This is a genomic window from Arthrobacter sp. TE26545 (genome assembly GCF_056279005.1).
The window spans coordinates 2,547,723-2,572,240 of the sequence record NZ_JBWBQM010000001.1; the positions used below are offsets into that span (position 1 = coordinate 2,547,723).

Annotated in this window: 20 protein-coding genes; 5 read left to right on the forward strand and 15 right to left on the reverse strand. The window is 65.6% G+C overall.

Annotated features, from left to right (window positions below; genetic code table 11):
- The first annotated feature begins 268 nt into the window (after positions 1-268).
- Positions 269-2,704 carry a GH25 family lysozyme gene (locus ACZ9CK_RS11485; RefSeq protein ID WP_476050006.1) on the forward strand — a complete coding sequence of 812 codons (2,436 nt, stop codon included), beginning with the start codon at positions 269-271 and terminating at the stop codon, positions 2,702-2,704.
- Here ACZ9CK_RS11485 and ACZ9CK_RS11490 read toward each other — a convergent pair.
- From ACZ9CK_RS11490 to ACZ9CK_RS11530, 9 genes are all read right to left on the reverse strand, one after another.
- Positions 2,691-3,860 carry a hypothetical protein gene (locus tag ACZ9CK_RS11490; RefSeq protein ID WP_476050007.1) on the reverse strand — a complete coding sequence of 390 codons (1,170 nt, stop codon included), beginning with the start codon at positions 3,858-3,860 and terminating at the stop codon, positions 2,691-2,693. The two genes, ACZ9CK_RS11485 and ACZ9CK_RS11490, sit on opposite strands and share 14 nt — an antisense overlap.
- Positions 3,861-4,170: 310 nt before the next feature.
- Complete coding sequence (locus ACZ9CK_RS11495; RefSeq protein WP_476050008.1) at positions 4,171-5,397, reverse strand: acyltransferase family protein; 1,227 nt, start codon at positions 5,395-5,397, stop codon at positions 4,171-4,173.
- Between the two features lie 4 nt (positions 5,398-5,401).
- Positions 5,402-6,847, reverse strand: coding sequence for a polysaccharide biosynthesis protein (locus ACZ9CK_RS11500; RefSeq protein WP_476050009.1), 1,446 nt, complete (start codon positions 6,845-6,847; stop codon positions 5,402-5,404).
- Positions 6,840-8,051: an aminotransferase class I/II-fold pyridoxal phosphate-dependent enzyme gene (locus tag ACZ9CK_RS11505; protein ID WP_476050010.1), complete on the reverse strand. Its 1,212-nt coding sequence runs from the start codon at positions 8,049-8,051 to the stop codon at positions 6,840-6,842. The genes ACZ9CK_RS11500 and ACZ9CK_RS11505 overlap by 8 nt, the downstream gene beginning before the upstream one ends.
- Positions 8,011-9,018, reverse strand: a complete 1,008-nt coding sequence (locus ACZ9CK_RS11510; RefSeq protein ID WP_426298568.1) for an SDR family NAD(P)-dependent oxidoreductase — start codon at positions 9,016-9,018, stop codon at positions 8,011-8,013. Before ACZ9CK_RS11510 ends, ACZ9CK_RS11505 begins: the two co-directional genes overlap by 41 nt.
- Positions 9,019-9,023: 5 nt before the next feature.
- Positions 9,024-10,082, reverse strand: coding sequence for a sugar phosphate nucleotidyltransferase (locus ACZ9CK_RS11515; RefSeq protein WP_476050011.1), 1,059 nt, complete (start codon positions 10,080-10,082; stop codon positions 9,024-9,026).
- On the reverse strand, positions 10,079-11,248 hold the full coding sequence (neuC, locus tag ACZ9CK_RS11520) for a UDP-N-acetylglucosamine 2-epimerase (RefSeq protein WP_476050012.1): 1,170 nt from the start codon (positions 11,246-11,248) through the stop codon (positions 10,079-10,081). The genes ACZ9CK_RS11515 and neuC overlap by 4 nt, the downstream gene beginning before the upstream one ends.
- Before the next feature lies 1 nt (position 11,249).
- Entirely contained in the window at positions 11,250-12,302 is a 1,053-nt protein-coding gene (locus ACZ9CK_RS11525) for an N-acetylneuraminate synthase family protein (protein ID WP_426298574.1), read from the reverse strand.
- Entirely contained in the window at positions 12,299-12,979 is a 681-nt protein-coding gene (locus ACZ9CK_RS11530; protein ID WP_426298576.1) for a PglD-related sugar-binding protein, read from the reverse strand. Before ACZ9CK_RS11530 ends, ACZ9CK_RS11525 begins: the two co-directional genes overlap by 4 nt.
- 125 nt (positions 12,980-13,104) lie before the next feature.
- On the opposite strand from ACZ9CK_RS11530, the gene ACZ9CK_RS11535 reads away from it, so the two are divergent.
- Genes ACZ9CK_RS11535 through ACZ9CK_RS11545 form a run of 3 tightly spaced genes read left to right on the forward strand, consistent with a single transcriptional unit; the run spans position 13,105 to position 15,836 of the window.
- A complete protein-coding gene (locus tag ACZ9CK_RS11535; protein ID WP_476050013.1) occupies positions 13,105-14,190 on the forward strand; it encodes a Gfo/Idh/MocA family oxidoreductase in 1,086 nt (361 codons plus the stop codon).
- A gap of 54 nt (positions 14,191-14,244) precedes the next feature.
- Positions 14,245-15,045, forward strand: a complete 801-nt coding sequence (locus ACZ9CK_RS11540; protein WP_426298580.1) for an acylneuraminate cytidylyltransferase family protein — start codon at positions 14,245-14,247, stop codon at positions 15,043-15,045.
- Positions 15,042-15,836: an SDR family oxidoreductase gene (locus ACZ9CK_RS11545; RefSeq protein WP_476050014.1), complete on the forward strand. Its 795-nt coding sequence runs from the start codon at positions 15,042-15,044 to the stop codon at positions 15,834-15,836. The genes ACZ9CK_RS11540 and ACZ9CK_RS11545 overlap by 4 nt, the downstream gene beginning before the upstream one ends.
- Before the next feature lie 54 nt (positions 15,837-15,890).
- Here the strand turns inward: ACZ9CK_RS11545 and ACZ9CK_RS11550 are convergent, their stop codons facing one another.
- Genes ACZ9CK_RS11550 through ACZ9CK_RS11565 form a run of 4 tightly spaced genes read right to left on the reverse strand, consistent with a single transcriptional unit; the run spans position 15,891 to position 18,980 of the window.
- Positions 15,891-16,922: a hypothetical protein gene (locus ACZ9CK_RS11550; protein ID WP_476050015.1), complete on the reverse strand. Its 1,032-nt coding sequence runs from the start codon at positions 16,920-16,922 to the stop codon at positions 15,891-15,893.
- Between the two features lie 7 nt (positions 16,923-16,929).
- Complete coding sequence (locus tag ACZ9CK_RS11555) at positions 16,930-17,826, reverse strand: glycosyltransferase family 2 protein (RefSeq protein WP_426298586.1); 897 nt, start codon at positions 17,824-17,826, stop codon at positions 16,930-16,932.
- On the reverse strand, positions 17,823-18,239 hold the full coding sequence (locus tag ACZ9CK_RS11560) for a DUF2304 domain-containing protein (RefSeq protein WP_426298588.1): 417 nt from the start codon (positions 18,237-18,239) through the stop codon (positions 17,823-17,825). Before ACZ9CK_RS11560 ends, ACZ9CK_RS11555 begins: the two co-directional genes overlap by 4 nt.
- 3 nt (positions 18,240-18,242) lie before the next feature.
- On the reverse strand, positions 18,243-18,980 hold the full coding sequence (locus ACZ9CK_RS11565; RefSeq protein ID WP_426298590.1) for a glycosyltransferase family 2 protein: 738 nt from the start codon (positions 18,978-18,980) through the stop codon (positions 18,243-18,245).
- A gap of 156 nt (positions 18,981-19,136) precedes the next feature.
- Here ACZ9CK_RS11565 and ACZ9CK_RS11570 point away from each other — a divergent pair, with 156 nt between their 5' ends.
- A complete protein-coding gene (locus ACZ9CK_RS11570; RefSeq protein ID WP_476050016.1) occupies positions 19,137-21,179 on the forward strand; it encodes a DUF6541 family protein in 2,043 nt (680 codons plus the stop codon).
- A 65-nt stretch (positions 21,180-21,244) separates the two neighbouring features.
- Here ACZ9CK_RS11570 and ACZ9CK_RS11575 read toward each other — a convergent pair whose 3' ends face one another.
- Positions 21,245-22,288: a TroA family protein gene (locus ACZ9CK_RS11575; RefSeq protein WP_476050017.1), complete on the reverse strand. Its 1,044-nt coding sequence runs from the start codon at positions 22,286-22,288 to the stop codon at positions 21,245-21,247.
- Positions 22,289-22,342: 54 nt separating this feature from the next.
- A complete protein-coding gene (locus tag ACZ9CK_RS11580) occupies positions 22,343-24,508 on the reverse strand; it encodes an acyltransferase family protein (protein ID WP_476050018.1) in 2,166 nt (721 codons plus the stop codon).
- Positions 24,509-24,518: the final 10 nt, after the last annotated feature.

The window sequence follows — 24,518 nt, forward strand, 5'->3', positions numbered from 1 at the left end:
ACGTTCAACGGGATCTAACGTGCAACGGGATCAAGGCTAGGGACTGTACAACACGGATCCAAGTCACATGGGTCCAGCTGTGGATAACCGGATCCCGGAAACCACGTTGGACACTCCTGTACCACTGGCCACTCCAGACACGCAAATGTTATGGTGTCCCGGTTAGGAGCCGGCCTTATTGATGCGCTGCACGGAACCTGGCACTGTGCGCGCAGTCGACGCTACGAACAAAGGCTCCCTGTGGGGCGGCGTCGAGCTGGAACAAGGAATGAAAAAGACAACCCCTGTAGCGGATTCCAAACGTTCCATCACACGCGGCGGGACCGTGCTATCCCTCCTGCTGGGATTGACTCTCTCCCTCGCAGCACCGGCGCATGCCCAGACCCTTCCACCGGATCCTTCGCCTTCCACCGGCTCAGCGCCTTCCACCGGCCCCGCGGCTCCGCTCGAACGGGCCCAGGATCCCGTGCCGCCCGCGCCGCAGGAAATTGTTCCGGCACCTGCCGTGGTTCCTTCCGTTCCCATGCCGGCCATGCCTGCCAGCGACGGCAGTTCCGCGTCGCAAGACATGAAAGACGCCATGCGTGCCGCCATTCCGAAGGGGGGTGCGGAAATGGGCCAACGTTCGCCCCGGGTTGTGGCGGACAAGAAGGCAACAGGCGGTGCCGGCACTCTGGGTTCCCGAGCCGTCGCCGGGGCGCTGCCAATGGCACCCGATCCGAACCACTGGCGTCCAAGCTACGGGGTGGCCGGCCAGGACGTCAGCGCCCACCAGGGCAACGTGGATTGGGCCTCCCAGTGGAAGCAAGGCTCCCGTTTCGCCTACGTGAAGGCGAGCGAGGGCAACTACTACACCAACGAGAACTTCGCCCAGCAGTACAACGGATCCAGGAATGTCGGGATGCTCCGCGGCGCCTACCACTTCGCGATTCCCAATTGGTCTTCCGCGGCAGACCAGGCCCGGTACTTCGTCGCCAACGGCGGGGGCTGGAGCGGCGACGGCTACACCCTGCCGCCGGTGCTCGACATCGAATACAACCCCTACGAAGGCCGTACCATCAACGGCTTCTACTTCGGCAATGTCTGCTACAACTTTTCTGCCGCCCAGATGGTCAAATGGATCTCCGACTTCGGCAACACCGTATGGTCCCTGACCGGACGCTACCCCGTCATCTACTCGACGACTGACTGGTGGCAGCGCTGCACCGGCAATTCCCCCGCGTTCTCCAACTACCCGCTCTGGATCGCAGCGTATCCTTCGTCACCGAGCAATACCCCCGGCACGCTGCCGGCGAGCTGGGAGACCTTCAGCTTCTGGCAGTACAGCAGCACGGGGCCTTTCCAAGGTGATTCGAACATCTGGAACGGTGCGACCTCCCAGCTGCAGCTCTTCGCCAGGTCGCGGGACGATTCCCGCGGAGCGATCTACAACAAATGGCTCGCCACCGGCGGAGCCACCGGTCCTCTCGGCGCCGCAAAATCCACCGCGGACATCTGCGGGCTGGTCAACGGCGGATGTTACCGGGCCTACGCCAACGGAAACATCTATTGGAACCCGGCAACCGGTGCGTATCCGGTCATCGGGACCTTCTGGACTGCCTGGGGAGAGGCAGGATGGCAGTCCGGCCTCGGCTATCCCACGGGCGATGTCACCTGCCCTTACGGCAGCGCGAGCAGCACCACCTGCTACCAGACATTCCAAAAAGGGACCATCTACCGCACGCCCAATGTCGGGACATTTGCGGTCAAGAATGCGTACATGCCCGCCTGGAGAGAGGCGAACTGGCAGGACGGGCTGGGATATCCGAAGGGCAACGTCACCTGCGGACTCTATGGCGGCGGCTGCTACCAGCCCTTCACCAAGGGCAACATCTACTGGAGCTCGGCCACCGGGGCCCACGCCGTCACCGGCGCCTACTGGACCGCCTGGCAGGAGGTAGGCTTCCAACCCGCCATCGGCTACCCCACAGGCCCCGTCAGCTGCGGACTCTACGGCGGCGGCTGCTACCAGCCCTTCACCAAAGGCAACATCTACTGGAGCTCGGCCACCGGGGCCCACGCCGTCACCGGCGCCTACTGGACCGCCTGGCAGGAGGTAGGCTTCCAACCCGCCATCGGCTACCCCACAGGCCCCGTCAGCTGCGGACTCTACGGCGGCGGCTGCTACCAGCCCTTCACCAAAGGCAACATCTACTGGAGCTCGGCCACCGGGGCCCACGCCGTCACCGGCGCCTACTGGAACGCCTGGCAGGAAGTGGGCTTCCAACCCGCCATCGGCTACCCCACCGGCCCCGTCACCTGCGGACTCTACGGCGGCGGCTGCTACCAGCCCTTCGCCAAAGGCAACATCTACTGGAGCTCGGCCACCGGGGCCCACGCCGTCACCGGCGCCTACTGGACCGCCTGGAAAGAAGCCGGCTTCCAACCCGCCATCGGCTACCCCACCAGCCGGGTGATGTGCGGCCTTTACGGGGGCGGCTGCTACCAGGCCTTCAGCAAGGGCAACGTCTATTGGACGTCGGCAACAGGGGCCCACGCGGTCACCGAACCGTACCGGGAGGCGTGGCGCCAGGCAGGCTGGCAGATGGGTAAGTTGGGATATCCGAAGGCGGCGGCCGTTGCCTTCCTTGGTTACCGCACGGTCGCATTCCAAGGCGGCAGCATGACCTGGACCGCCAGCGGGGTAACGGTCAACTATTCGTGACGCCGCGGCCGGCATCGGTGGTCCCGGCCGGGCCGGTGTCCCCCTTGAGCCGGCGTTGGATGACCAATGCCAGGAATCCCATCCCTATGGCAACGCCAACCCAGAGGCTGGAACCGAGCCGGTCCGACTGGCTGTAGACGGGGTGTCCGATGACGCTCAGGACCCCGTAGATCGACAGCCCCGCCGCTGCCCACCCGGCCATGGGGAGGATTCCGCGCCGTTTGGCGAGCACCATACCCACGACGGCCGTGATGAATGCTGCAAGATAAACGGCGTTCGCCGGGAGCGCTGCGAGGAAAGACAAAGCAAAATCACCCTCCAGCGCGATGAGTCGCTGCAGCGGGTCATCGACCGGCGGGAACCTGAAGTGGTCGGTGAAGGTGTCCTGGAGGCTGTGCTGCAGGCCAGGCAATCCCAGCAACGTGTTGATGAGGACGCTGGCGGCGGCGAACAGTGCGGTGACGACCGCTGCTGCCCGGAGTTGTGGTCGGCGCCGGTACTCCTTGAACAGGAGCATGGAGAGGCAAAGCACCAGGAAGCTCACGCAAAGCAGCATCGTTGATGAGTACTTGAAGAAGAACACCATTCCCAGGCCCGCCGCCATCAGGGCCACGCCCCGTTTCCGCGCACCGTTGAGCAACTGGGCCAGACCGACTGCCATGACGAGGGAGGACAGCAGCGTCGGGGCCTCCGCAAGCAAGGCGATGCCATGCGGCAGGCTCACCGGGAGAAGGTAGAAGGCCGCTTGCGCAATTGCCGCCGGCAACAAGGGGAGGTTGGCAAGCCGGGCGAGCCTGGCCAGCAAGAGACCGGCGATCGCCGTCGACAGGACGGCGACAATCCACAGTCCGGTCCGGTCGCCGAGAAGGTTCATCAGGGGCAGCGCTATCAGCGGATAGCCGATCCGGGGGCTGAAGATCTCCTGGTACTGCGGGTTCCTGTCGATGTAGCCGATCACAGGACCGTGCCCCGCCATGGTGGTGCTCAGGCAGTTTTCGACCGTTCCCGCGTACGGGATGGACGGGTTCTTGCAGAATTCCAGGTATGCCGCTTCCCAGGCTTCATCAGGCGATGCGCCCTGAAGTTCGTGGGCAATCCGGATGTACTGGACGGTGTCGCCCCAGACCACGCCCGGGCCGACTGCCAATGTGGCCACGGCGAACAGCAAAGCGGCTGCAACATGAACCCAGGCGTGCCGGACCCGCGTCGGCCGGTTTCCCATTATCCGGCCGGCAAAAGATGACACACGTGGCTCCTCGCTTCACTGCCCCCTCGCCACGAAGCAGTCGTTTTCCGTTCTTCGGAAAGGACCCGTGGCAATCAGTGAAGACCCGGGCCGGGACGCTGCGAACACAACGTGCAAGCGGGAATCCACCGGATCGAGTTTAGCGCAGCGGGCCCGGCGCGATTCACGCGCGGCGGGCTGAAGAAAAAAGGCGGGACCCGGCCCAGCCCTCTTTCCCGCGTCAGGGTTTGGCGTCCTCTAGATCGTGATTGCGCGTGACCGAGCCGGCCGGCCTGGACGCAACGGGGACCGGACGCAGCAGGACACCCTTGAGCCATTTCCCGACCCGGTGGAAATGCTTCTCCACCAACAGGTAGAACCCGAAAGCGACCACGTTGCTGGCAATCATCGAAAGGGCAATCAGTTGCCAGGCTGGCAGCGCGCCGTGCAGGAAGTACCAGAGGTATGACACAACCGAGAAATGGAGGAGATAAAGGGAGTAGCTGTAGCTCGACAGGAAGAGGCTGAACGCCCTGAACCCCCGCCCGAACCGTTCCTGGAAGGCGCCTGGCATCCGCCCGGACGCCGACCGTTCAGCGGCCACGCCGTCGAACAGGAAGTACAGATGGCAGAACGCGACGGCGGCCGGAAGGATGGTGCTGGCAGAGTGCAGGTTCTGGCGGTTGTAGTACAAGGCCACGAGGAACGCCGCAATGCCCAGGACCACCAGCCAGGCATGGAAGGAACGTGGCAGCTTGGCAACCCTGCTGCCCGCGAGGGCGTAAAGCATTCCAATGATCCAGGCCAGCGACTCATAGCTCCCCTTGGCCATGTACCCCACGGGCACTGCAATGGCGAAGATCAGCAGCACGGCACCGCCGAAGCCCAGCTTCACCTTCCGTAGGGCCACAAAAGCCAGGAGGCCGAAGGCGAGGTAGATCCACCACTCGGCGACCACGGACCACAGCGGTGCTCCGCTGCCCACGGGCCCAGCGTTTATCCAGGGTGCCCCGAGGCGTGGGCCTAGTTCCTGCAGGAGCGGGTGGTTGAACAACATGGTGAACGCGCCGGCTATCGCCTGCGGGCTCAGATCCACGCCGTCAAAAGGCAGCCTGGTCGTCCCCCGGAAAACCAGGAAGTCAAAACCGATGATCAGTACCAGCGCGGGGAAGAGGGGGTAGACCACCCTCGCCACCCGGTCGAGCAGATAGGAACCGAAAGTGAATTCGGGACGGTCCCGCTTCTTCAGCACCGCGCTGGTAATCAGGTACCCCGAAAGAACGAAGAAGATGATCACCGCGAACGACTGCATGTAAAAGACGCGGTGCCCGGGGACCATGAAGATACCCGGCAGGAAGATGTTCAACCCGTGGCCCAGAACGACCGCCTGCGCAGAAATCCCGCGGGCAAAGTCGAAGAAGACGATGGGCTGCCCCGCCTTGGCAGGAGCCTTTTCGGAGGTTCGCACAGACTCAGTCAACGCTGGCCCTTTCTGGCTTCATACGGGCACTGCCGGGGCGCAGCCTGGCACGCCACAGAGCGGCTCCCCCAAGAACCGCCACGGCGACGGACGCAACCGTGATGAGGCCGGTGGTGAGGTTCGTCGGCAGCAGCATCAGGACGACCGTATAGCCGACGGCCGCAATGCAGCACGCCACATAGATCCCCGGTGCCCAGCCACCGGCCGCACGTTTCCGGGCGACAGCGAAATAGGCAATGCCAAGCAGCAGGAACGAAGCCGCCGATGAAACCGCCACTCCGACGAGGTTCCCTGTCGACGCTGGCCAGAAAGCGACGGCGGCGGAAACCAGCAGGACCGCCGGGGTGACCACCGAGAGCCACCAGGTGGCGTTGTCCGCGAACAGCAGCGTGGAGGCGTTGAGGTACAAGACGTACCCCATCGCCGCGAGAGGCATGAGCTGGGCTACGGGGATGAGGCTCTCCTTGCCTCCCGCCATCAGGTGGACGACGAGGTTCGCCCCGGCCGCTGCAACAACGACGATCGCGAGTCCGGCAAGGCTCGCCGTGGTCATGGTGGAGCGCATGCGGGCAACCCGGTCCTGGCCGCGCACGGACATCAGGGCAGGAACCCAGGCATTGTTGAGGGCGCCGAGCAGTGTGATGGTTCCCAGGATGAAAACCTGGACCTTGCCGTAGTCGCCCGAAATGCCGTTGGCTGCCAGCGCCGCAAGCAGGAACGGCGCCCCTTGGGTGAGCAGCATGAGCGCGCCGGTGTGTGGCAGCACGGGGGCTCCGACGGCAATGGCCTCCCGCAGCGCACCCTTGTGGGACAGCGGCATCGCAGGCCGGCCGACGAGCAGCGACAGGATTGCGCTCAGGAAGACGAGGACGCCGTACCCTGCCATGAAGACCACGGCTTCTGCCCCGAAAAGGAGCATGGCAAGCAGTCCGCCGACGTATGCGGCCATTGACGAGCACAGACTGAGCGCAACGAACATGAGCGGGCGCCCCTGTGCCCGCAGGATTGCCTGGGCCGCCAGGACCGACGCCTGCAGTCCCATGGCCACCAGGGCGATCGCGAAGCTGGCTGTGCCGTTGCCGCCCGTGACGAGGCCGTAGGTACCGGCACCTGCCAGGCCCAGCAGCAGCCCGCCGATGGTGAGGAATCCGCTGATTGCGCGGGCCTTGGCCTGGCCTCCCGGTTCGAACCAGGCCTTCGTGATGGCTAGCGGCAATCCGGCGGAGGCAAGCACCACCCCGACCTGGATCAGCGAAACCGACAGGTACAGTTCCTGCCATTTGCCGTCGCTGTTGAGCAGGTGCAGGGCAAACGGCTGCACGATGAAGATGCCGAGGCCCTGCATGAGGGCACCGGCGAGGTACAGAAGCGAGTTCCGCCCGGTGTTGCTCACGGCGCCCGCGGCGGCTGGACCGCCGTCGGGCGCTGTCTTACTCACCGCTGCCGGCAAGCCACTCGAGGACACGGTCGATGACCCGCTGCTGGTCTTCCGGCGTGAGGTCCGTGGAACACGGCAGGGACAGGCCGCGTGCGAAGAGGTCTTCGCCGACGCTGCCTCCCACGCGTGCTTCGTCCTTCAGGGGCGGCTGCATGTGCAGGGGGCGCCACAGCGAACGCGACTCGATGTTGGCCTCGGCGAGGAAGTCCTGGAGCTCGTCCCGGGCGTTGGCGCCGCGCGAGGCGGGCACCTGGACCGAGTACAGCCAGTACGTGGACTCCTGGCCGTCCAGCTCCGGAGGGGTCTGGATCTCAGTACCAGCGAAGGCCTCGTTGTAACGCTTCGCAATGGCGCGCTTGGCTGCAACGAAGCCGTCAAGCCGTTCGAGCTGGGCGACGCCGAGAGCTGCCGCGATATTCGTCAACCGGTAGTTGAAGCCGATTTCGTCGTGCAGGTAGCCACGGTCAGGCTGGCGTGCCTGGGTGGAGAGGTGCTTGGCGCGGCGCGCCAGTTCCTCGTCGTTGGTCGTGAACATGCCGCCGCCGCCGGTGGTCATGATCTTGTTCCCGTTGAAGGAGAACGCGCCCATGTCACCGACCGTGCCGACGTGGCGGCCGGCCAGCGGGCCGGACGTCCAAGTAGCGCCCAGGGCCTCGGCGGCGTCCTCGATCACGAGGATGCCGTACTCCCGTGCGAGCTCGACTGCGGCAGCTGCGTCCGCGGGCTGGCCGAGGATGTGCACGATCTCGATCGCCTTGGGAAGCTTCTCCCCCGCGGCCTTCCGGCGCTCCAGTTCGGCGCGCAGCTTGGGCACGTCCATGCACCAGGACTCAGGATCCGAATCCACCAGGAGCAGTTCGGCGAACTGGTAGGACGCAGCGTTGGAGCTGGCCATGAAGGTGAAGTCGGACACCGCCACCATGTCGCCGGGCTGGATGTCGGCCAGGCGCATGGCGATGTGAAGGGCTGCGGTTCCGGAGGCACAGGCGACGGCGTACTTCGCTCCTACATACTCCGCGAAGCGCTTCTCGAAATCGCTGACGAAATGCCCGACCGAGGACACGAAGCCGCTGCTGATGGCTTCGTTCATCAGCGTTGCTTCGCGTTCGCCGATGTTCGGGATTGCTAGGGGTACTCGCGACACGGTTTGCCTTTCTGGCGGTTCAGCGGGCGTACTTGGCAGCGGCAGCGGCGTCGACGCCACGGGCCTCGATCCATTCGGCGGTGCGGCGCAGGCCTTCTTCGAGGCCGACCTGCGGGGCCCAGCCGAGCTCGGCGAGGGCCTGCGAGGGATCGGACAGCAAGTGCATCACTTCGCTGGCTTCGGGACGGACCCGGATGTCCTCGGTGATGATCTCCGCGTTGGAGCCCGTCACCTTGGCGGCCATTTCAACGAGCTCGCCGATGCTGACGTCGTAGCCGGTGCCCAGCTGGATGACCTGGCCCTCCAGCGGAATCTGCGCGGTCGCGGCCTTGAAGAAGCCGTCGGCGGTGTCTGCGACAAAGGTGAAGTCGCGGCGCGGCGTCAGCGAGCCGAGGTGGATCCTGTCGGCGCCGGCAATCATCTGCTGGAGCACGGTCGGGATCACGGCGCGGGCGGACTGCCGCGGACCGTAGGTGTTGAACGGACGCAGCACCACAACAGGAGTCTGGAAGGAGCTGGCCCAGGCTTCGCAGAGCTTGTCGGCAGCGATCTTCGTGGCGCTGTAGGGAGACTGCCCGCGGAGCTCGTTGTCGATCGTGATCGGCACCGTCTTCGGGGTGCCGTAGACCTCGGACGTGGAGGTGTTGACCAGGCGCGGCACGTCGTGGCGGCGCACGCCTTCAAGCACGTTCAGGGTACCGACGACGTTGGTCTCCACGTAGGAGCGGGGCGCCTGGTAGGAGTACGGGATGGCGATCAGCGCGGCCAGGTGCAGGACGACGTCGGAACCCTTGACCAGGTCCGAGACGAACTCAGCGTCGCGGATGTCGCCGAGCTGGAGGTCGACGGCGTCGCGCTCTTCGGGGCTCAGGTCATCCAGCCAGCCGTAGGAGCCGTTGGAGTTGTAGACGCAGAGGGCGCGCACGTTCGCGCCTTCCGCGATCAGACGCTGCGTTACGTGGCTGCCGATGAAACCATCGGCGCCCGTGACAACCACTGTCTTGCCTTTGATGTCCTCGAAATTCATGGTTATCACTGGCCTTTCGCTGTTGCTAGGTCTTTGGGGGTGCCGACGTCGATCCAGTCCGAATCAATGGGCCACGCGGCCACGGTCTTGGACTCATCGATGCAGGCTTTGACGAGTTCGGGCATGGAGTACGGCTCCATGTACGGCACCATCGCCAGGGCTTCGGGCGACACCGCGTAGATTCCGGTGCTGATTTCAAACTCGACCGTCGGTTTCTCGACAACCGAGTTGATGGACCGGTCCTCGGCGATTTCCAGGACTCCGAACGGTACCTGGTGGGTGTACGGGCGGGCCGCGACGGTGACCGCGGCGCCCTTCGCCTCGTGGAACGCCAGCAGCTCACCCGCCGAGTAGCGGACCATGAGATCGGCGTTGGTGACGATGACCGCTTCGTCGATCTCCTTGACCTCGTGGTGCAGCAGCCCCAGCGCGCCGGCCGTGTTGAGCGGCTTCTCGGGGTCCTCGTGGAGGTACTTGATGCTGCAGCCAAGGCGCGAACCATCGCCGAGGTGGTCCATGATCTTCTCGGCGAGGTAGGCCACCGAGACGTAGATGTTGGTGATGCCGGATTCGACCAGGCCGAGGATGATCCACTCGATGATGGTGCGGTCGGCAACCGTCATGAGCGGCTTAGGGGTGTCCTTGGTCAGCGCCCCGAGGCGGGTGCCCTTTCCGCCCGCCATGATGACGGCCAGGTTCTTGAGGGGCTTCCTGCCGACAATGTCGGTGAGGGTATGCAGACCGACGAGCGTGCCGCCGTCGTCCACTACCGGAACTTCGCTGATCCGCAGGCTGCGCATCAGGTCCAGGACCGAGGCGCGGGTGGCGTCGCGGCCCACCACATGGGGGTTGATGTTGGCGTATTCCAGGACCTTGGATTCCAGCTGCGCGCCGCGAAGGAGGCCCCGCCTGATGTCGCCGTCCGTCAGGACACCGTGGAGGACGCCGTCGTTGTTTGTCACCAGGGCTATTGCGGACGCGCCACGGTCGATGGCTTCCAGAGCTTCCCGCACTGTGGCTTCGGGGCCGATGCAGACCTTGCTCAGGGGGCCCTCAATAGTCATAGATTCAGCTCTCCAGCGGTTACGTCAACAAATGTCTTGCTCAGCCCGGTCGAAGGACTTTCCACGACGACCTTTTCGATGAGCCCGGCAGCATGCGAATTCCCGTATGGGTTGATCACAGCACGGCTCATCGCGCGGAACTCCTCGCTCAAAGCCTTTTCAATACTAGCGCGAATCTCCTGGCGGTCATCGCGGCAGTGAATGACGTTGGCGCCGTGCTCACGCCCCCGTTGCCTGTCCCCGACGTTGACGACGGGCACTCCGAAGGTGGCAGCCTCGAGGATTCCCGAGGAGGAGTTCCCGATCAGCGCCTGGACCGTGGCCATCACCCTCGGGTACAGCGGTCCCAGGCTTTCGCGGATGACGACGCCCGGCACACCCTGGGCTTCGATGTCCTTGAGGACGGCAATGATGTCCTCCCGGCCGGCGTCGAATCCCGGATAGGTAAGGATGGCGGTCCCCGACTGGCGGATGCTTTCTTCGAAGACCTGGCGGGCCAGTTCACCCGCATTGCCCTGCATTTCGGCCGTCGGCGGGTGGTAGGTCACCATCACGAGCGGCAGCTCGAGCGGCAGCCCGAACTCGGCTTCGAAGGCTGCCGCGTCCAGGGGCACGGGCTCGGCGAAGCGGTCAATGCCGGGCGCGCCCGTCTGGTGGATCCGGTCCGCGGATTCCCCCAGCTGCGCCACGCGGCGCGCGGCCTGGGCCGTGCTCACGCAATGCTGGTCGGCGAGCTTCGTCACCGCGTGCCGGACACGCTCGTCCAGGGCCCCTTCGGTCACTTCGCCGCCGTGCAGGTGGATGAGGCGGATGCCGCTGATGATGAAGGGCGGGAGGACGTACAGCAGTTCCCAGCGGTCACCGAGGACGACGACGGCGTCCGGCGCGAGGCTCCCGGCGAGCCCGGCCATCCGGGCCGAGAGCTCTGCTCCGGTGCGTGCCTGCGTTTCCGCGGTCAGCTCCTCGAGGTACAGCCCCTCCTCGTGGTGGGTGAACCCGCCCTCCGGCAGGCCGGCTTCGAGCAGCCTCGCAAACGCGGTTCCCTCCGGGAACCCGATAGCCGTGGCCACGTGGAGCTCGACGGCGTCGTCCGCGGCAAGCGCTGAGAGTACCGGCCCCAGCGGGAAGAGATCCGCGCGGGTCCCTACAAAAGCGAGGACCAACATGTTAGAGCAGGTCCTCCCCGAGCAGGGCCGTGCCGGCGGACACGGGACGGGCCGCGGTCTTGCCGATCACCAGCGCCGAAGGGGCGAGGCCGCCTTCGGGACGCAGGATCGCAACGTCGTCGGCGGTAATGATGGCGCCGGCCGCGATGTCCCGGGCGGCGTGGTAGGAGCGGCGGACCAGGGACGCGTTGGCTTCTTCGCTGGGCATCCGGCGCTTCCGGCCGTCGCCGAGGGCGGCGTGGGCTTCACGGACGGACCGGACGTAGTACGCGAACTCGTCCTTTTCGAGGGAGGCCGAGTGGTCCGGGCCGTTGCGGGTCTTGTCGGTGGTGATGTGCTTCTCCAACAAGGTGGAGCCGAGTGCCGTGGCGGCAATGGCGGTGACTGCGCCGGGGGTGTGGTCGGACCAGCCGACTTCCACGCCGAACTCCTCGCGAAGAGCCGGAATGGCGCGCAGGTTGGCTTCCTCCAGCGGAGCCGGGTACGCGGAGACGCAGTGCAGCAGGACCGTTGCGGGGGCCTTGGCTGTGGCTTCCAGCGCCGCGGCGATTTCCTCGCGGGTTCCCATGCCCGTGGAGACGATCATCGGGATGCCGAACTCGGCGATCGCCGAAAGGTACGGGGTGTTCGTCAGTTCGCCGGAGCCGATCTTCAGGCCCGGGACGCCCAGTTCCGCGAGCATGAGGGCGCTGTCGTAGTCGAAGGGCGTCGAAAGGAAGGTGATCCCGCGTTCGTCGCAGTGGTCGCGCAGTTCGGTCCAGGCGGCTTCCGGGAGGGTTAGGCGGGCGAGCATCTCCGACTGGGACTCCGCGAAGCCGGCCTTCTTCTGGTACGGGGTAGTTCCCGCGGAACTAGTGACCAGCGCTTCCGGCTTGAACGTCTGGAACTTGACGGCGTTCGCGCCGGTATCCGCGGCGAGATCGATGAGCTCGTGGGCGACGGCGACGTCGCCATCGTGGTTGACGCCCGCTTCCGCGATCACGAAGATTTCCTCTGCCGGGCCGATGCTGTGGCTGCCGAAACGTACAGAAGCGGGGCGCTGGTCATCCGTCAATGTGCTGGGCCTTTCGTTGGGTTGAGTCGCCGGGCGGGCACTCCCACATATGTTGCCATACCGTCCAAATGGCGGGCCGCCACTGCACCGGCGCCAAGGACTGCGTGATCGCCGATTCCGATGCCGGGCAGCACACGGGCTCCCGATCCCAGGAACACTTCCCGGCCGAGCGTTGCGGCCCCCAGGAGCACGGATCCGGGGGCCAGATGCGCCCCGGAGCCGACCTGGCAGTCGTGCTCCACGATCGCCCCGGTGTTGACGATCACGGCCTCGCCCACCCTGGCGAGGGGACCGACGTGGGCATGCTCACAGACTTGGGCAAGGGGACCCAGAACAGCGGTCGCATCCACGGTGGCGCTAGCCGCGACGAGCGCATCCGTCAGCCCGCTAAAGCGCTCGTCGGCCGTCAAGGCCACGGCAATCCTGGCTCGGACAGCGTTCGCTCCCACGGCGATGGTGACCGAAAGCGACTCCCGGTGTGCGAAGTCCAGGGCCAGTTCGTCGTCGTCGAACAGTGCCGGAAGGGAACCGTCCACGTTGCGGAAGGCCTCAGGAGCAGCCGTCCGGTCCGACAGCGTCCGGTCGCCGACGGCGGCGATGCGGTCACCGCGGCCCCTGATGATGGAGGCCAGGCTTCGGGCATGTCCGGAGGCACCGAGAATAAGCCACGACCTCATGCAGCTGCCCCGCGAGGCTGGAATGTGCGCCCTGCTATGTTGTTCCGGGCGGCACTGCCCCGGCGGCAGGCCATCTCAGGGTTCTCCATATACCGCCGCAACACCTCAGAGCTTGGATTGGCCAGATGACTTTCACATCATACTTTGACGGTTCCAGTGCTGCCGGAAGCCTCGCCCTTCCGCGGCTGGAGGCCGCCGGCGGCCGGAACATATCGGCCCTCGTGCGTGGAACCGGGTCCATCGGCGCCCGGCACCTGAGGGTGCTGCAGCAGCTGGGCGTGGAAAAGCTGTATGCCTGGCCCGTCCGGCCCGGCTCGTCCCTCCAGGACCGCCCGGACATTCCAGCGACGGCGGAACTCGTCGACGCCTACCCCGAAGCCCCGCTGGACCTGGTGGTCGTTGCCACGGATACCCGGCGGCACGTCGAGGACACCCTGGAAGCGCTCGCCCAAGCGCCCGGGGCGGTGCTCCTGGAGAAGCCGGTGGCACCTGCGGCCGCCGATGCCAAGGCACTCCTCGAACACGCGCGCGCCGGCACCATCTCGGTCAGCGCCCCGTTGCGGTTCCACCAGGGCTTCGCGGTGGCAGCCGAACTGCTCCCCCGCCTGGGCCGGATCACCAGCGCACAGCTCGTCTCGCAGTCCTGGCTGCCGTCCTGGCGGCCCAATCGTGACTTCCGGAGCAGCTATTCGGCCCGCAAGGAAGACGGCGGGGTCCTGCGCGACCTGGTGCACGACATCGACTACCCCATCATGCTGCTCGGCGCCCCCACGCAGCTGCGTTCGGCGCTCGGCAGTGGCATCCTGGGCATCGAGGCCGAGGAATCCGCCGACATCCTGTGGGACAGCCCTGCCGCGGTCCACCTCCGCCTGGACTATGTGACGCCGGTGAAGACGCGGAGCATCCGGATCGCCACAGACCAGGGGGCGCTGGTATGGGACGTCGTCAGGAACCGTGTGGCGCTCGAATGGCCCGCCACTGAAAGCGCGTCCGCCGGCAGCGTTGAGGCGGTCTTCGGCAACGATGCCGACGTCGACACGGTCCTGGCCCGCCAGTCACTGTCGATCCTGCAGCGCGCCGGGATCGACGGCGCGACGACCATGGACCGCTTCCGCCCGGCGAGCCTCGAAGAAGGAGTGGCCAGCGTCGCCATCTGTGATGCGGCACGCACGGCGTCGGCTTCCGGGAGGACCGAAAAGGTAGTGTGGTGATACTGCGGCCCGGCAAAACGGGCCCGCGAATCCACCACGAGGATGAAGTCAACAATGAATGAGAACCCGGCCGGGCCCAAAGTGCTCGCGGTCATTCCCGCACGCGGCGGGTCCAAGGGACTCCCCGGCAAGAACATCCGCCCCCTGCTGGGCAAGCCGCTCCTGGCGCACTCCGTGGCACTGGCTGGGCTGCTCGGCGACAATGTGCGCTGCATCGTCTCCACGGACGACGCCGAAATCGCCGGGGTCGCAACTGCAGCCGGCGCAGAAGTCCCGTTCCTCCGTCCGGCCGAGCTTGCCAGCGACACCGCTCCGATGAGCGTGGTCCTCCGCCATGCGCTTGAGGCGATGGAAGAACTGGACGGAACCCGCTACGACATGGTCCTGCTCCTGGACCCCACCAGTCCGACGCGGACCCCGGAAAGCGTGCGCGCCGCCATCGATTCGCTTGCCGCCTCCCCTGAACTCGACGGGGTCATCGCCGTCTCCGAACCGTTCTTCAACCCCACCTGGGTGGGCGTGAAGCCCGCACAGGACGGTGCTTCCCACCTTGAGCGCTACTTCAGCGAAGGCACCGGCGTGGTCCGCCGGCAGGACGTTCCCCGGTTCATGCGGATCAACGGCAGCTTCTACGTCTGGCGTTCGGAATTCGTCCGCCGGCTCGAAAACAGCTGGTTCGACGAAGGCCGGCACGGCTACGCGGAAATCCCCGAGACCCATGCCTTCAGCATCGACGACGAGCGGGAGTTCCGCCTGGTGGAGGCCGTGGTGAGTGCTGGGCTCGCGCCGCTGCCCGGCGTCGACATCCCGGGAGCGGGCGCGGCAACAGGCCTGACGGACGGAGAAAAGGCATGAGCACGGGAGACTCCCTCTTCTCGCTGCACGGCAGGCGCGCCCTGGTCACCGGCGGCAGCGGCCCGCTGGGCAGCGTTCTTGCTGATGCCCTCGCGAGCCATGGCTGCGACGTCATCATCTCCGACGTCAGTGCCGATGCGTGCAAGGACACCGCGGAAGCAATTGCCCGACGACACGGCGTGAAGGCCGTGGGCATCGCCTCCGACCTGCTCAGCAGCGAAGGAACGAGCCGGCTGGTGGAATCGATCGAGGGACCCCTGGACATCCTGGTCAACAACGCCGCTTTCACCGGTACCTCCGGAGTGCCGGGCTACGCCGTCCCGTTCGAGGAACAGAGCGATGAGGCGTTCGAGCTGGCATCGTCCCTGAACCTCCGGGCACCCTTCTCCCTGGCCCGGCAGCTCGCACCGAAACTGGCGCAGAGCGCGGGCGGTTCGATCATCAATGTCTCATCGATCTACGGCATTGTCGGCCCGAACATGGGCCTCTACGAGGGAACCCGGATGGGCAACCCTGCGGCCTACGGAGCGACCAAGGGCGGGATTGTCCAGCTGACCCGGTACCTCTCCACGGTGCTCGCCCCAAAGGTCCGGGTGAATGCCTTCGCGCCGGGCGGAATCGCGCGGGGGCAGGCCGACAGCTTCACGCAACGCTACGAGAAGCTCACCCCGCTGGGCCGCATGGCAACCGAGGATGACTTCCGCGGCGTCGTCGTCTGGCTCGCGTCCGACGCGTCCCGTTACGTGACCGGCCAGACGATCGCCGTCGACGGCGGCTGGAGCGCCTGGTAACGAACAAGAAAAAGGCCCTGGAGCGCACGCTCCAGGGCCTTTTTCAATCCCCGCCTAGGGCCGCAGGGGCTCCACCGCGGCCATCGCGGGCAGCTTCGGCAGCGGCGAGGGCAGGTGTTTGAAGGGGTGCCGGATCCAGTGCCACGGGGACAGGCCCGCTTCAGTGGCGTGTGCCCCTTCAGGAATCTTCTTCAGCCCGAGGACCGTCTGGGCCTTCGTCAGGGGGCCGCTCGCCCAGTACTCGAGGAACGGCACGGCGGTGTGGGAGTCCCAGCCCAGCAGCGTCTTCAGTTCCTCCGGGGTCCGCATGTCGGCGCGTCCGAGTTCGGCCTCGGCAATCTCCCGCAGGACCTCCTGCGGCGTGGATTCATCGTAGAACTCGGGCCAGAAGTCGCGCATGACGAGCCCGGGATCGGCGTGGGCATTCGCGCCGAGCTTGAAGTCGGGTCCGTAGATCGCCACGTCCGCGCCGGTGACGCTCGCGTACATGATGGACGTTGAGAGCCTGTTGGACACCACGCGGGGGGCTTCGGACATCATCCAGAGGATGCGGCCGATGAACTGCGGGTCCCTGCGGTCGCCGGCGCTGACGATGTCGTGCCCGGCGTTGCTCCATGCGGCCATGATTTCTTCATTGTGCAGGTCGTCGATGTGCAGGCAGACGGTTGCCGAGCCTTCGCGCTCCTTGATCATCTGCGCATAGGCTTCGTGGTCGCCGTCGACCTTCAACAGGGCCGTTCCGTGGAGCGGCAGGACGAGCGTCTTGTCCCGGCGCGCCGGGACGGCTCCGGCTTTGCGCGCACCGTCCAGGAGATACAGGTACGGGGCGCCGACGGCATCCAGCATGGGAGTGCCGTCGTCGAAGAAATTTCCGGGGTCACCGGGCTTCCAGCCCCGTGACGAACTGGTCCAGGACAGCCGACGGCGTTTGGGACCCCAGCTGGCAAAGTCGCCGAACTGCGCGGTCACCGGGCTGCTGACGGTCCAGCCGTGCTGGATCAAACCTGAGACATGCCGCAGGCGCTTGCTGCCGCAGTAGAGGGCAAAAACGGCGGAATGGCCGTAGTAGTGGTTCTGGATATCCATGTTTGCGCTACGGACGGACGGCGTGGGCTGCGAGCTTCCGCAGGCCGGGCCACATGCCCTTGGAGATCACCTTCGGGGTCAGCGAAGCGGCATTTAGCCGGGAGGTCAGGTGCCACTTAGCGGCGCGGGCGGCGTTCTTCCAGCCCTTGGCCGTGAAATCGCGCACACATTCGTCGAAGAATGCGCGCTCCTCTGCGAAACGGCGGCCGTCGAGGGCGCGGACGGAAGAGTCCGACTCGCGGTGGCGCCGGTACTGGAAGCAGACGGTGTCCAGGACCGCCATGCGCCCGCCGTGGAGGATGATGTCGATCGCGAGTGCCAGGTCCTGGACCACGTTGTACTGCGGGCGGAAGTCGTGGGTCTTGACCGCGTCGGCACGCCAGGCCACGGACGGGAAGTACAGCCAGTCGCCGACCAGGAGGCTTTCTGCGATGGCTTCGTCCGAGACAATGGCTTCCGAGGCCTTGCCGACGAGCCGGTGCCGCAGGAAGCTCTTGACCTTGTCGCCGAGCGGCTCGTAGACCGCACCGTTTTCGTCGATGACCTCGACGCCGGGCTGCACAATGCTGACTGTGGGGTCTTCGAAGGCCTTCCGCACGGTGCTGATGTAGTTGGGGAGCATGATGTCATCGGCTCCCATGATGACGACGATCTCGTGCTCGACGAGGCCGATGCACTTCTTGTAGTTGCCGTTCGCCCCGAGGTTCTGTTCGTTGCGGTAGTAACGGACCCTTTCATCGGAAGTGACGAGGCCGTTGAAGTATTCGGGCAGGCTCTCATCCGGGTAGCCGTCATCCACGATCGTGAAGCGGAAGTCCCTGTCATCCTGGGCGAGCACCGAGTCCACGGCGGCCTTCATCATGGCCACGTCACCGTAGTACGGCAGCATTACATCAATCGTCACTTGTCTTCTTCTCTCGCTTGAAGGCTGGTCTGCGTGGTTGACCCGGTGTCCGGAACCACGGCTTGGGTGTGTGCTCCCCGCTGGAGCTGCTCCACGGAGGAACGGAGAATGGCGACCTCTTCGGCCAGGATCCGGGTTTCGTCTTCCAAGATGGTCAGTTCCCGCGAAACGTGCAAACTCACGCCGACCAGCAAAAGGATCGACAGCGCGAAAAGCAGGTTGGACGGGACCACGACGCCCACAAGCGCCGCCGCCCAGTTAAGGAGGCGCGGGAAAAGGCCGAGGATGATCGTGAGCCCGCCGATGACCAGCCACAGAATGGCGTACTTCTCGCGAAGCCTTCCATTCCGGAGCATGACCAGCACGACGATGACCATGAAGATCGAAAAAACCAGTGAAGCGGCGACAGTCATGCCTTAGACACTTCCCTCTCCGGCGATGTCGCCTGACAGTGGTGCGTGCAGTTCCGCGGCACCGGGAGTCCGGCGGCGGGCAAGTGCGAAGCACAGGACAAGCCCCGAGCGCGCCAGGTAGATGGAAGACTTTACCGGCCCCTGACTCGGCGTGCCGGCCTGGCGTTCCTTCATTTCCACGGGAACCTGGGTGACCTTGCAGCCCGACTTGATGGCAACAACCAGCGAGTCGATGGTGTCTCCGAGGTACTCGGTGGGGAAATGGGAAATGTACTGGCGGATGGCACGTTCATTGGCGGCCCGGAATCCGGAGGTCACATCCGTCAACGGCGTATGGGCAACAGCCGAGATGACTTTCGCGAGGAAGAACATCGCCCATCGGCGGGGCCCCCTCGCACCGTAGCTGCCCCGGCCGGCAAAGCGGGCACCAATTGAAATGTCCGAATGCTCCAGCCCTGCCAGGACCCGGTCGATGTCGTGCGGGTCGTGTTGCCCGTCGGCATCGACCTGGATGACCGCCCGGTACTTGTGCCGGAGCGCGTACTTGAAGCCGGCCCGCATGGCCCCGCCCACGCCTAGATTGAAGGGCAGTCGCAGCACGGTGGCGCCCGCCTGTTCCGCAATCCTCGGGGTGTCGTCCTTGGATCCGTCATCGACGACGAGCACATCGTGCTGGGGTACGACGTCAAGCACGTGTCGGATGGTGTTTCCGATAGCTTCTGCTTCGTTCCATGCTGGCATGACAATGAGAACGCCAGAACGCCGTGAATTACCCATGATTGTGGATTGTATCAAGGAGAGGGGTCACACCAGGCAGCCAGACGGCGCGTTGCCACCACCGCCAAGCAACTCCCAGCCGGGCCTAGTAGTCTTGCGTTGACGTTTAGGAGTTGATCTATGTCCTGGTGGGAAAGCCTCCCCACGCTCGGAATCGCCATCGTTGTTTTCTTTGCCCCGGGCCTGGCATTGCTGTGGACCGCCGGCGTGCGGGGACCGAGCCTGGCCGTGCTGGCCGTACCCGTGACAACCACCGTTGTCGCGTCGGCCGGCATCATCTTCGGCTTCGCGCGGATTCCGTTCAACCCGCTTTCCATAGCCGCCCTGACCGTGCTGCTCCTGGCGCTGGTGACCGCCGTGCGGGTCCTGCTGCGCCGGAGGGGCGCAAGGTACAGCCGACTGGAACTCCCGGATCCGGACCGCGGCGTCTATCCCCGGACAACGGTCAACAAGGCCATCGTGCTCCTGGCCGTGCTGGTCCCGGCGATCATCATCGCCGCGCGCTACATGGCGGGTTTCGGCTCTCCCGAATCCTTCTCGGAGACTTTCGACAACGTCTACCACCTGAATGCCGTCCGGTACATCGCCGATACGCAGTCGGCCAACACCCTGACCCTCGGCAACCTGACGGATAGCTCCCACGGGCTGTACCCGGCCGGTATGCACGCACTCCTCGCGCTCGTCCTGATGTCGGGCGGCCAGGCCATCACCGTCGCCGTGAACTGGGGCTCTATCCTCTATGCGGCGGTCGTCTGGCCCTTGGGTTCCCTCTTCCTGGTCACCCGGATCGTCGGGTCCCGGCCGCTTACACTGCTGGGCGCCGGCGTGCTGACTGCCGGTTTCAGCAGCTTCCCGTACCTGATGGTGGCGTTCGGGATCCTCTACCCCAACCACGCGGCGCTGACCATGCTGCCGGCGGTGCTGGCCCTGACGATCGAAGCCAGCGGGATCCGTTCCGGTCAACTGAAGCTCAACGGGAACGCGATGCTCCTCCTGGTGGCAACCGTACCCGGCCTCGCACTTACCCATCCGAGTGCGTTCGTTGCGCTGCTCCTGTTCGCCAGCCCCGCCGTCGTCGGGGTCTATCTCCGCGCTGTCGCCCGCCGGTACCGCGGGGAAATCAACGGCCGGGCTTTCCTCTTCTGGACGCTCTCCGTCGCCGTCTATGCCATCGGCAGCCTCGGCGTCTGGATCGTCGTCCGGCCCCCGCAGAGCGCGGCCAGCTGGACCCCGTTCCAGACCAACGCCCAGGCCCTCGGTGAGATCCTGGGCAGCGCACCCATGGGCACCACGGTCGCCTGGATCATCTTCCTGCTGACCATCGCCGGCCTCTACGTCATTGCCCGGCGGATCCGGAAGCACTGGTGGAGCCTGGCCATGTTCGGCATTGCCGCCGTGCTCTATTTGATCGTTTCCGCCTGGCCGGTGGGTTCGTTCCGCTTCTTCATGACGGGCGTCTGGTACTCCGACAGCAACCGCTTTGCCGCGATGCTTCCCCTGGTGACGCTCCCCGTGGCTGCGCTCGGGCTGGACTGGATCATCGGCCGCCTCGGGCCGTTCCTCGCTCACTGGGCAGCCGCCGACGGCGAGGCAAGGAAGAGCCCCCTGCAGCCGTTGCGGGGGCTGGCTTCCCGGCTGCAGGGGCCGACGGCGTCCAGCGCCGCCGCCGCCGTCGTCGTACTGGTCGTCGGCGTTGCAGGCCAGGGCGGCACCTTGGCGATGGTGCAGGAACGGTTGTCGACGACGTTCGAGACGCGAAGCGATTCGAGCCTCGTCACTACCGACGAACTGGCGCTCATGAAACAGCTCGCGGACATCGTCCCGGCAAGCGACATGATCGTGGGCAACCCCCGCACGGGCGCCTCCATGGCGTACGCGTTCTCCGGCCGGCACGTGATCGCGCCCCACATCCTCGGTGCCCGCAGCGACAGCGAACGCCTCCTGATGGACCACTGGAGTGAAGCGGCCTACAACCCCAGCGTGTGTCCCGTGATCAAGGAAAAGCGAGCCTACTGGGCACTCGACTTCGCCGACCAGGAGATGACGCCCCGTGGCGAACCTCTCGAAGGCACCCGCGACCTTGCCGACGATTCCGCCCCAGGGGTGGACCTCGTCAAGGAGGTCGGCAAGGCGCGCCTGTTCAAGATGACCGCCTGCGGCTAGGCCACCATGCGAAAGGGGCGGGACACCTTAGGTGTCCCGCCCCTTTTCGTATTCGCCTTGGCGCCTCAGGCCTGCCGGGACTTGAACACGGCCTTGGCCAACTCGGGAACCACGTTACGGGCCGCCCACTCGGCGCCCCGCATGGACTGTCGTTGCAAGGCCACAGCCTCATCCCCGGAAACCACGTAGACAGTGCCGCGCCCGAAATCCGGGAAGTCCTTGCTTAGCGCCTTGTTGGCCTTGTAGCTGTTGAAGTCGCTGGAGGGAACGTTCACCACCATGACATCCGCGCTCAATTCCGCCGCCCGCGCCCTCGGCAAGTAGACCATGCCCTTCGGGAACCGTGCCGAAGCCTCCTTCAGGCCCTTGCCAAGGCTGGCCAGCGCAGGTGGAGCGGAGAGCCCCAGGGAGCTGAAGAACGCGGCGGGCGCCGAGCCTTGAATAGCAAGGACCAGATCAGACCCGGAGGCCGACGATGCCGAGACGAACAGGGCCGTGGCACCCTTCAGCACCGGATAGTCGGCCACGGAGTCCGTGACCTCCTGGCGGGTTTCGTCGATCAACGGCCCGGCCGCGTCCTGCAGCCCCGTGACGCCGGCGATGAACTCCGTCACGCGCTCCCATGCCTCGGCCGGGACACTGTCCGGTGCGAGGATCACCGGCGCAAGCGCGGACAGTGATTCATACTCTTCCCTGCTCAGCCGGCTGCCCACCGCGAGGAAGGCGTCGGGTTCCAGCTCGGTGAAGACGGACGCGGTAAGCGGCCGGCCGTCGTCGTACGTTTGCGACGTCTCGGAAGAGGGCAAAGCCCGCAGGCCAGCCCGGTACCACGCGGTGGAGTCCGCTGCCGGGCGGGACAACGGCACCACCCCCAACGAGACCAGGGTCTCGGCCTCCACCGTTCCCAGGGCAACGATCCGGGATGGCCGGGCCTTCAAAGTAGTGGTCCCGAAACGATGGGTGATCGACATGGGGAAGCCCGCATCCGAAGGCTTTACCTCCACGGTGCCCTTGTTGTTGGCGGAGCAGGCGGCCAGGGCCAGGGGCGCCAGGCCTGCAAAGGCGAGGAAGGCACGGCGGCTGGTGCTCGTATGCTCGGATCCGGACATCATTTCTCGTTTTCCCATCATGAAATCGGCATTTCTGTCTTGGCCGGGGCAGGCCTAGGCTCCCTGTGCAAGGCTGAGCAGCCTGCGTTCGAAGACCGGGGCAAGACTCTCAACATAACTCTTGCTCAGGTGATTGTTGTCGAAGAACACGAAGAGCCCGCCTGTCACCGCATAGCAACGGGCGTCGTCGCAGAACTGGTCCGACAGGTCCAGCACCTTGAGGTTGGCATGCCCAAGATCCGAGACTGCCTTCGCCGTAGGGTCGGCCACGAGGGCTTTGTTCCGCTGCGTTGCGCACGCCAGGGCATTGCCCTTGTTGTTGATCACGCAGTTGGGCGTGCTCTTGCCAAGGGTGAGGGGCGAGTCACGGACGATGATCACCCTCGTGCCGTTCTGGCCCCATTTCGCGATCCGCCGTTCCACGGAGGAGCGGTACTGGCTCAGCTGGTCGCGGCCTGTTCCGTCGTCGATCGTTTCCTTCACTGAGAAGGTCGACGCAACCACCAGGTCCGGGCGCTGCTCCATGATCTTGTCCGAGACCTGGCCGCTCCAGTCCAGGCAGCGAGACTGGCTCTTTTCGTCCAAGCGGGGAGCGTCCATGAACGCGACCCTTCGGACATCGGCCAAGGAGCAGCCTCCCGCCAGGCTCAGACGGACCTTCCACTGCTGCTTCCTGGCAAGGTCGAAGAACGCGACCTTCCAGTGCTCAGCATGGGAGTCTCCGATGAACCAGACCGTCTTGGCGTCCTTCTTCCCCCGGGAGTAGTCACAATCCTGGAGGTACGGCACCCCCTGGACCCTGATCTGGTCCGTCGCCGAACGGCAGCCGGAAACGGCGAAATAGGGTGACTCGGCCTTGCCGATGTTCAGGGCGTTCGGCGGACCGTATTTGCCGGGACAGGAAGCACCCTCGCTCAGGCTGGCTGCACCATAGCAGGGCGACTTTGCGAGGAGGGCCAACTGCTCCTGCTGGAGCTGTTCGGCATGCCCGGCGGAGAACACCATGCCGATCGCCATGGCGCCGGCAAGCGCCATCGCGCCGAAGCCGGCGAGGATGCTGACCCGGGCCTTCCGGTTCCGGAACAACCGCGAGCGGCCTGGATCTTCGACGAAACGCTTGGTCAGTGCGGCAAGGACGATCGACCCCGCACCGATGACGAGCTTCTCCCGGGTGCGAAGGTCATGGCCAAGCAGCGGCACCGCCAGGACGATCATGGGCCAGTGCCACAGGTAAAGGGAATAGGAGATGTCCCCCAGCGCCTGGACAGGTCGGAATCCCACGGCGGGCAAAGCGCTCCGTCCCAGAACCGAGCCTGAGAGGACGATCGCCCCCGTGCCAAGGACCGGGACAAGCGCCATTGCGCCCGGGAAGAGTGTCTGTTCGTCGAAGACAGCGAGCGAGACAACGAGGGCAACCGCGCCGGCTCCGGCCAGCAGTCCCATCCAAAGCCGCGCGGCCGCCGGCCGCATCAGCTCCCGTTCCTGCGCTCCACGCCCCGCGAGGGCGAAGGTGGCCAGGGCAATGAGGCCTCCGGCCGCGAACTCCCACGCCCTAGTGGTCGTGACGAAATATGCCTCGTTCTTGCTGCTGACCGTGAAATACACGCTGTAGGCCAGCGAGAGTACAAAGACCGTCCCCATGGTGGCGGACAGCAGGGGCAGCGGGGTCTTCCGGATGCGCAGCGCCAGCAGGAACGCCCCCGCCAGCAGCAGCGGCCACACCAGGTAGAACTGTTCCTCCACCGAAAGCGACCAATAATGCTGAACCGGTGTGGCCATTTCGTGGTCGGCCGAGTAATCGATGGACTTGGCGGCAAGGAGCCAGTTCTCGCCGTAGAAGACGGCGGCGAGGGTCTCCCAGGCGACGTCGAGCCAGCGGGAGTACGGCTGGATCAGCCATGAAGCCGCGATGCTGACGACGGCGACCAGCAGTGCGGCAGGAAGAAGCCGCCGCATGCGGCGGCCATAGAACCTCGCGAGGCGGACCTTCCCGGTCCCCCTGAGCTCTTCCACAAGGTGCCTCGTGATCAGGAAGCCAGAGATGACGAAGAAGATGTCCACACCGACGTAGCCGCCCGGCAGCAATTGGGGCCAGAGGTGATTGACGACGACGGCGGTCACCGCCAGGGCCCGGAGCGCCTGGATGTCGGCGCGGAACTTGCCCGCCGGTTTCGGCGTTGCCGGGCTCGGGACGGCAAGGGTGGAGGTTTGCTGGCTCACCGCATTGCCT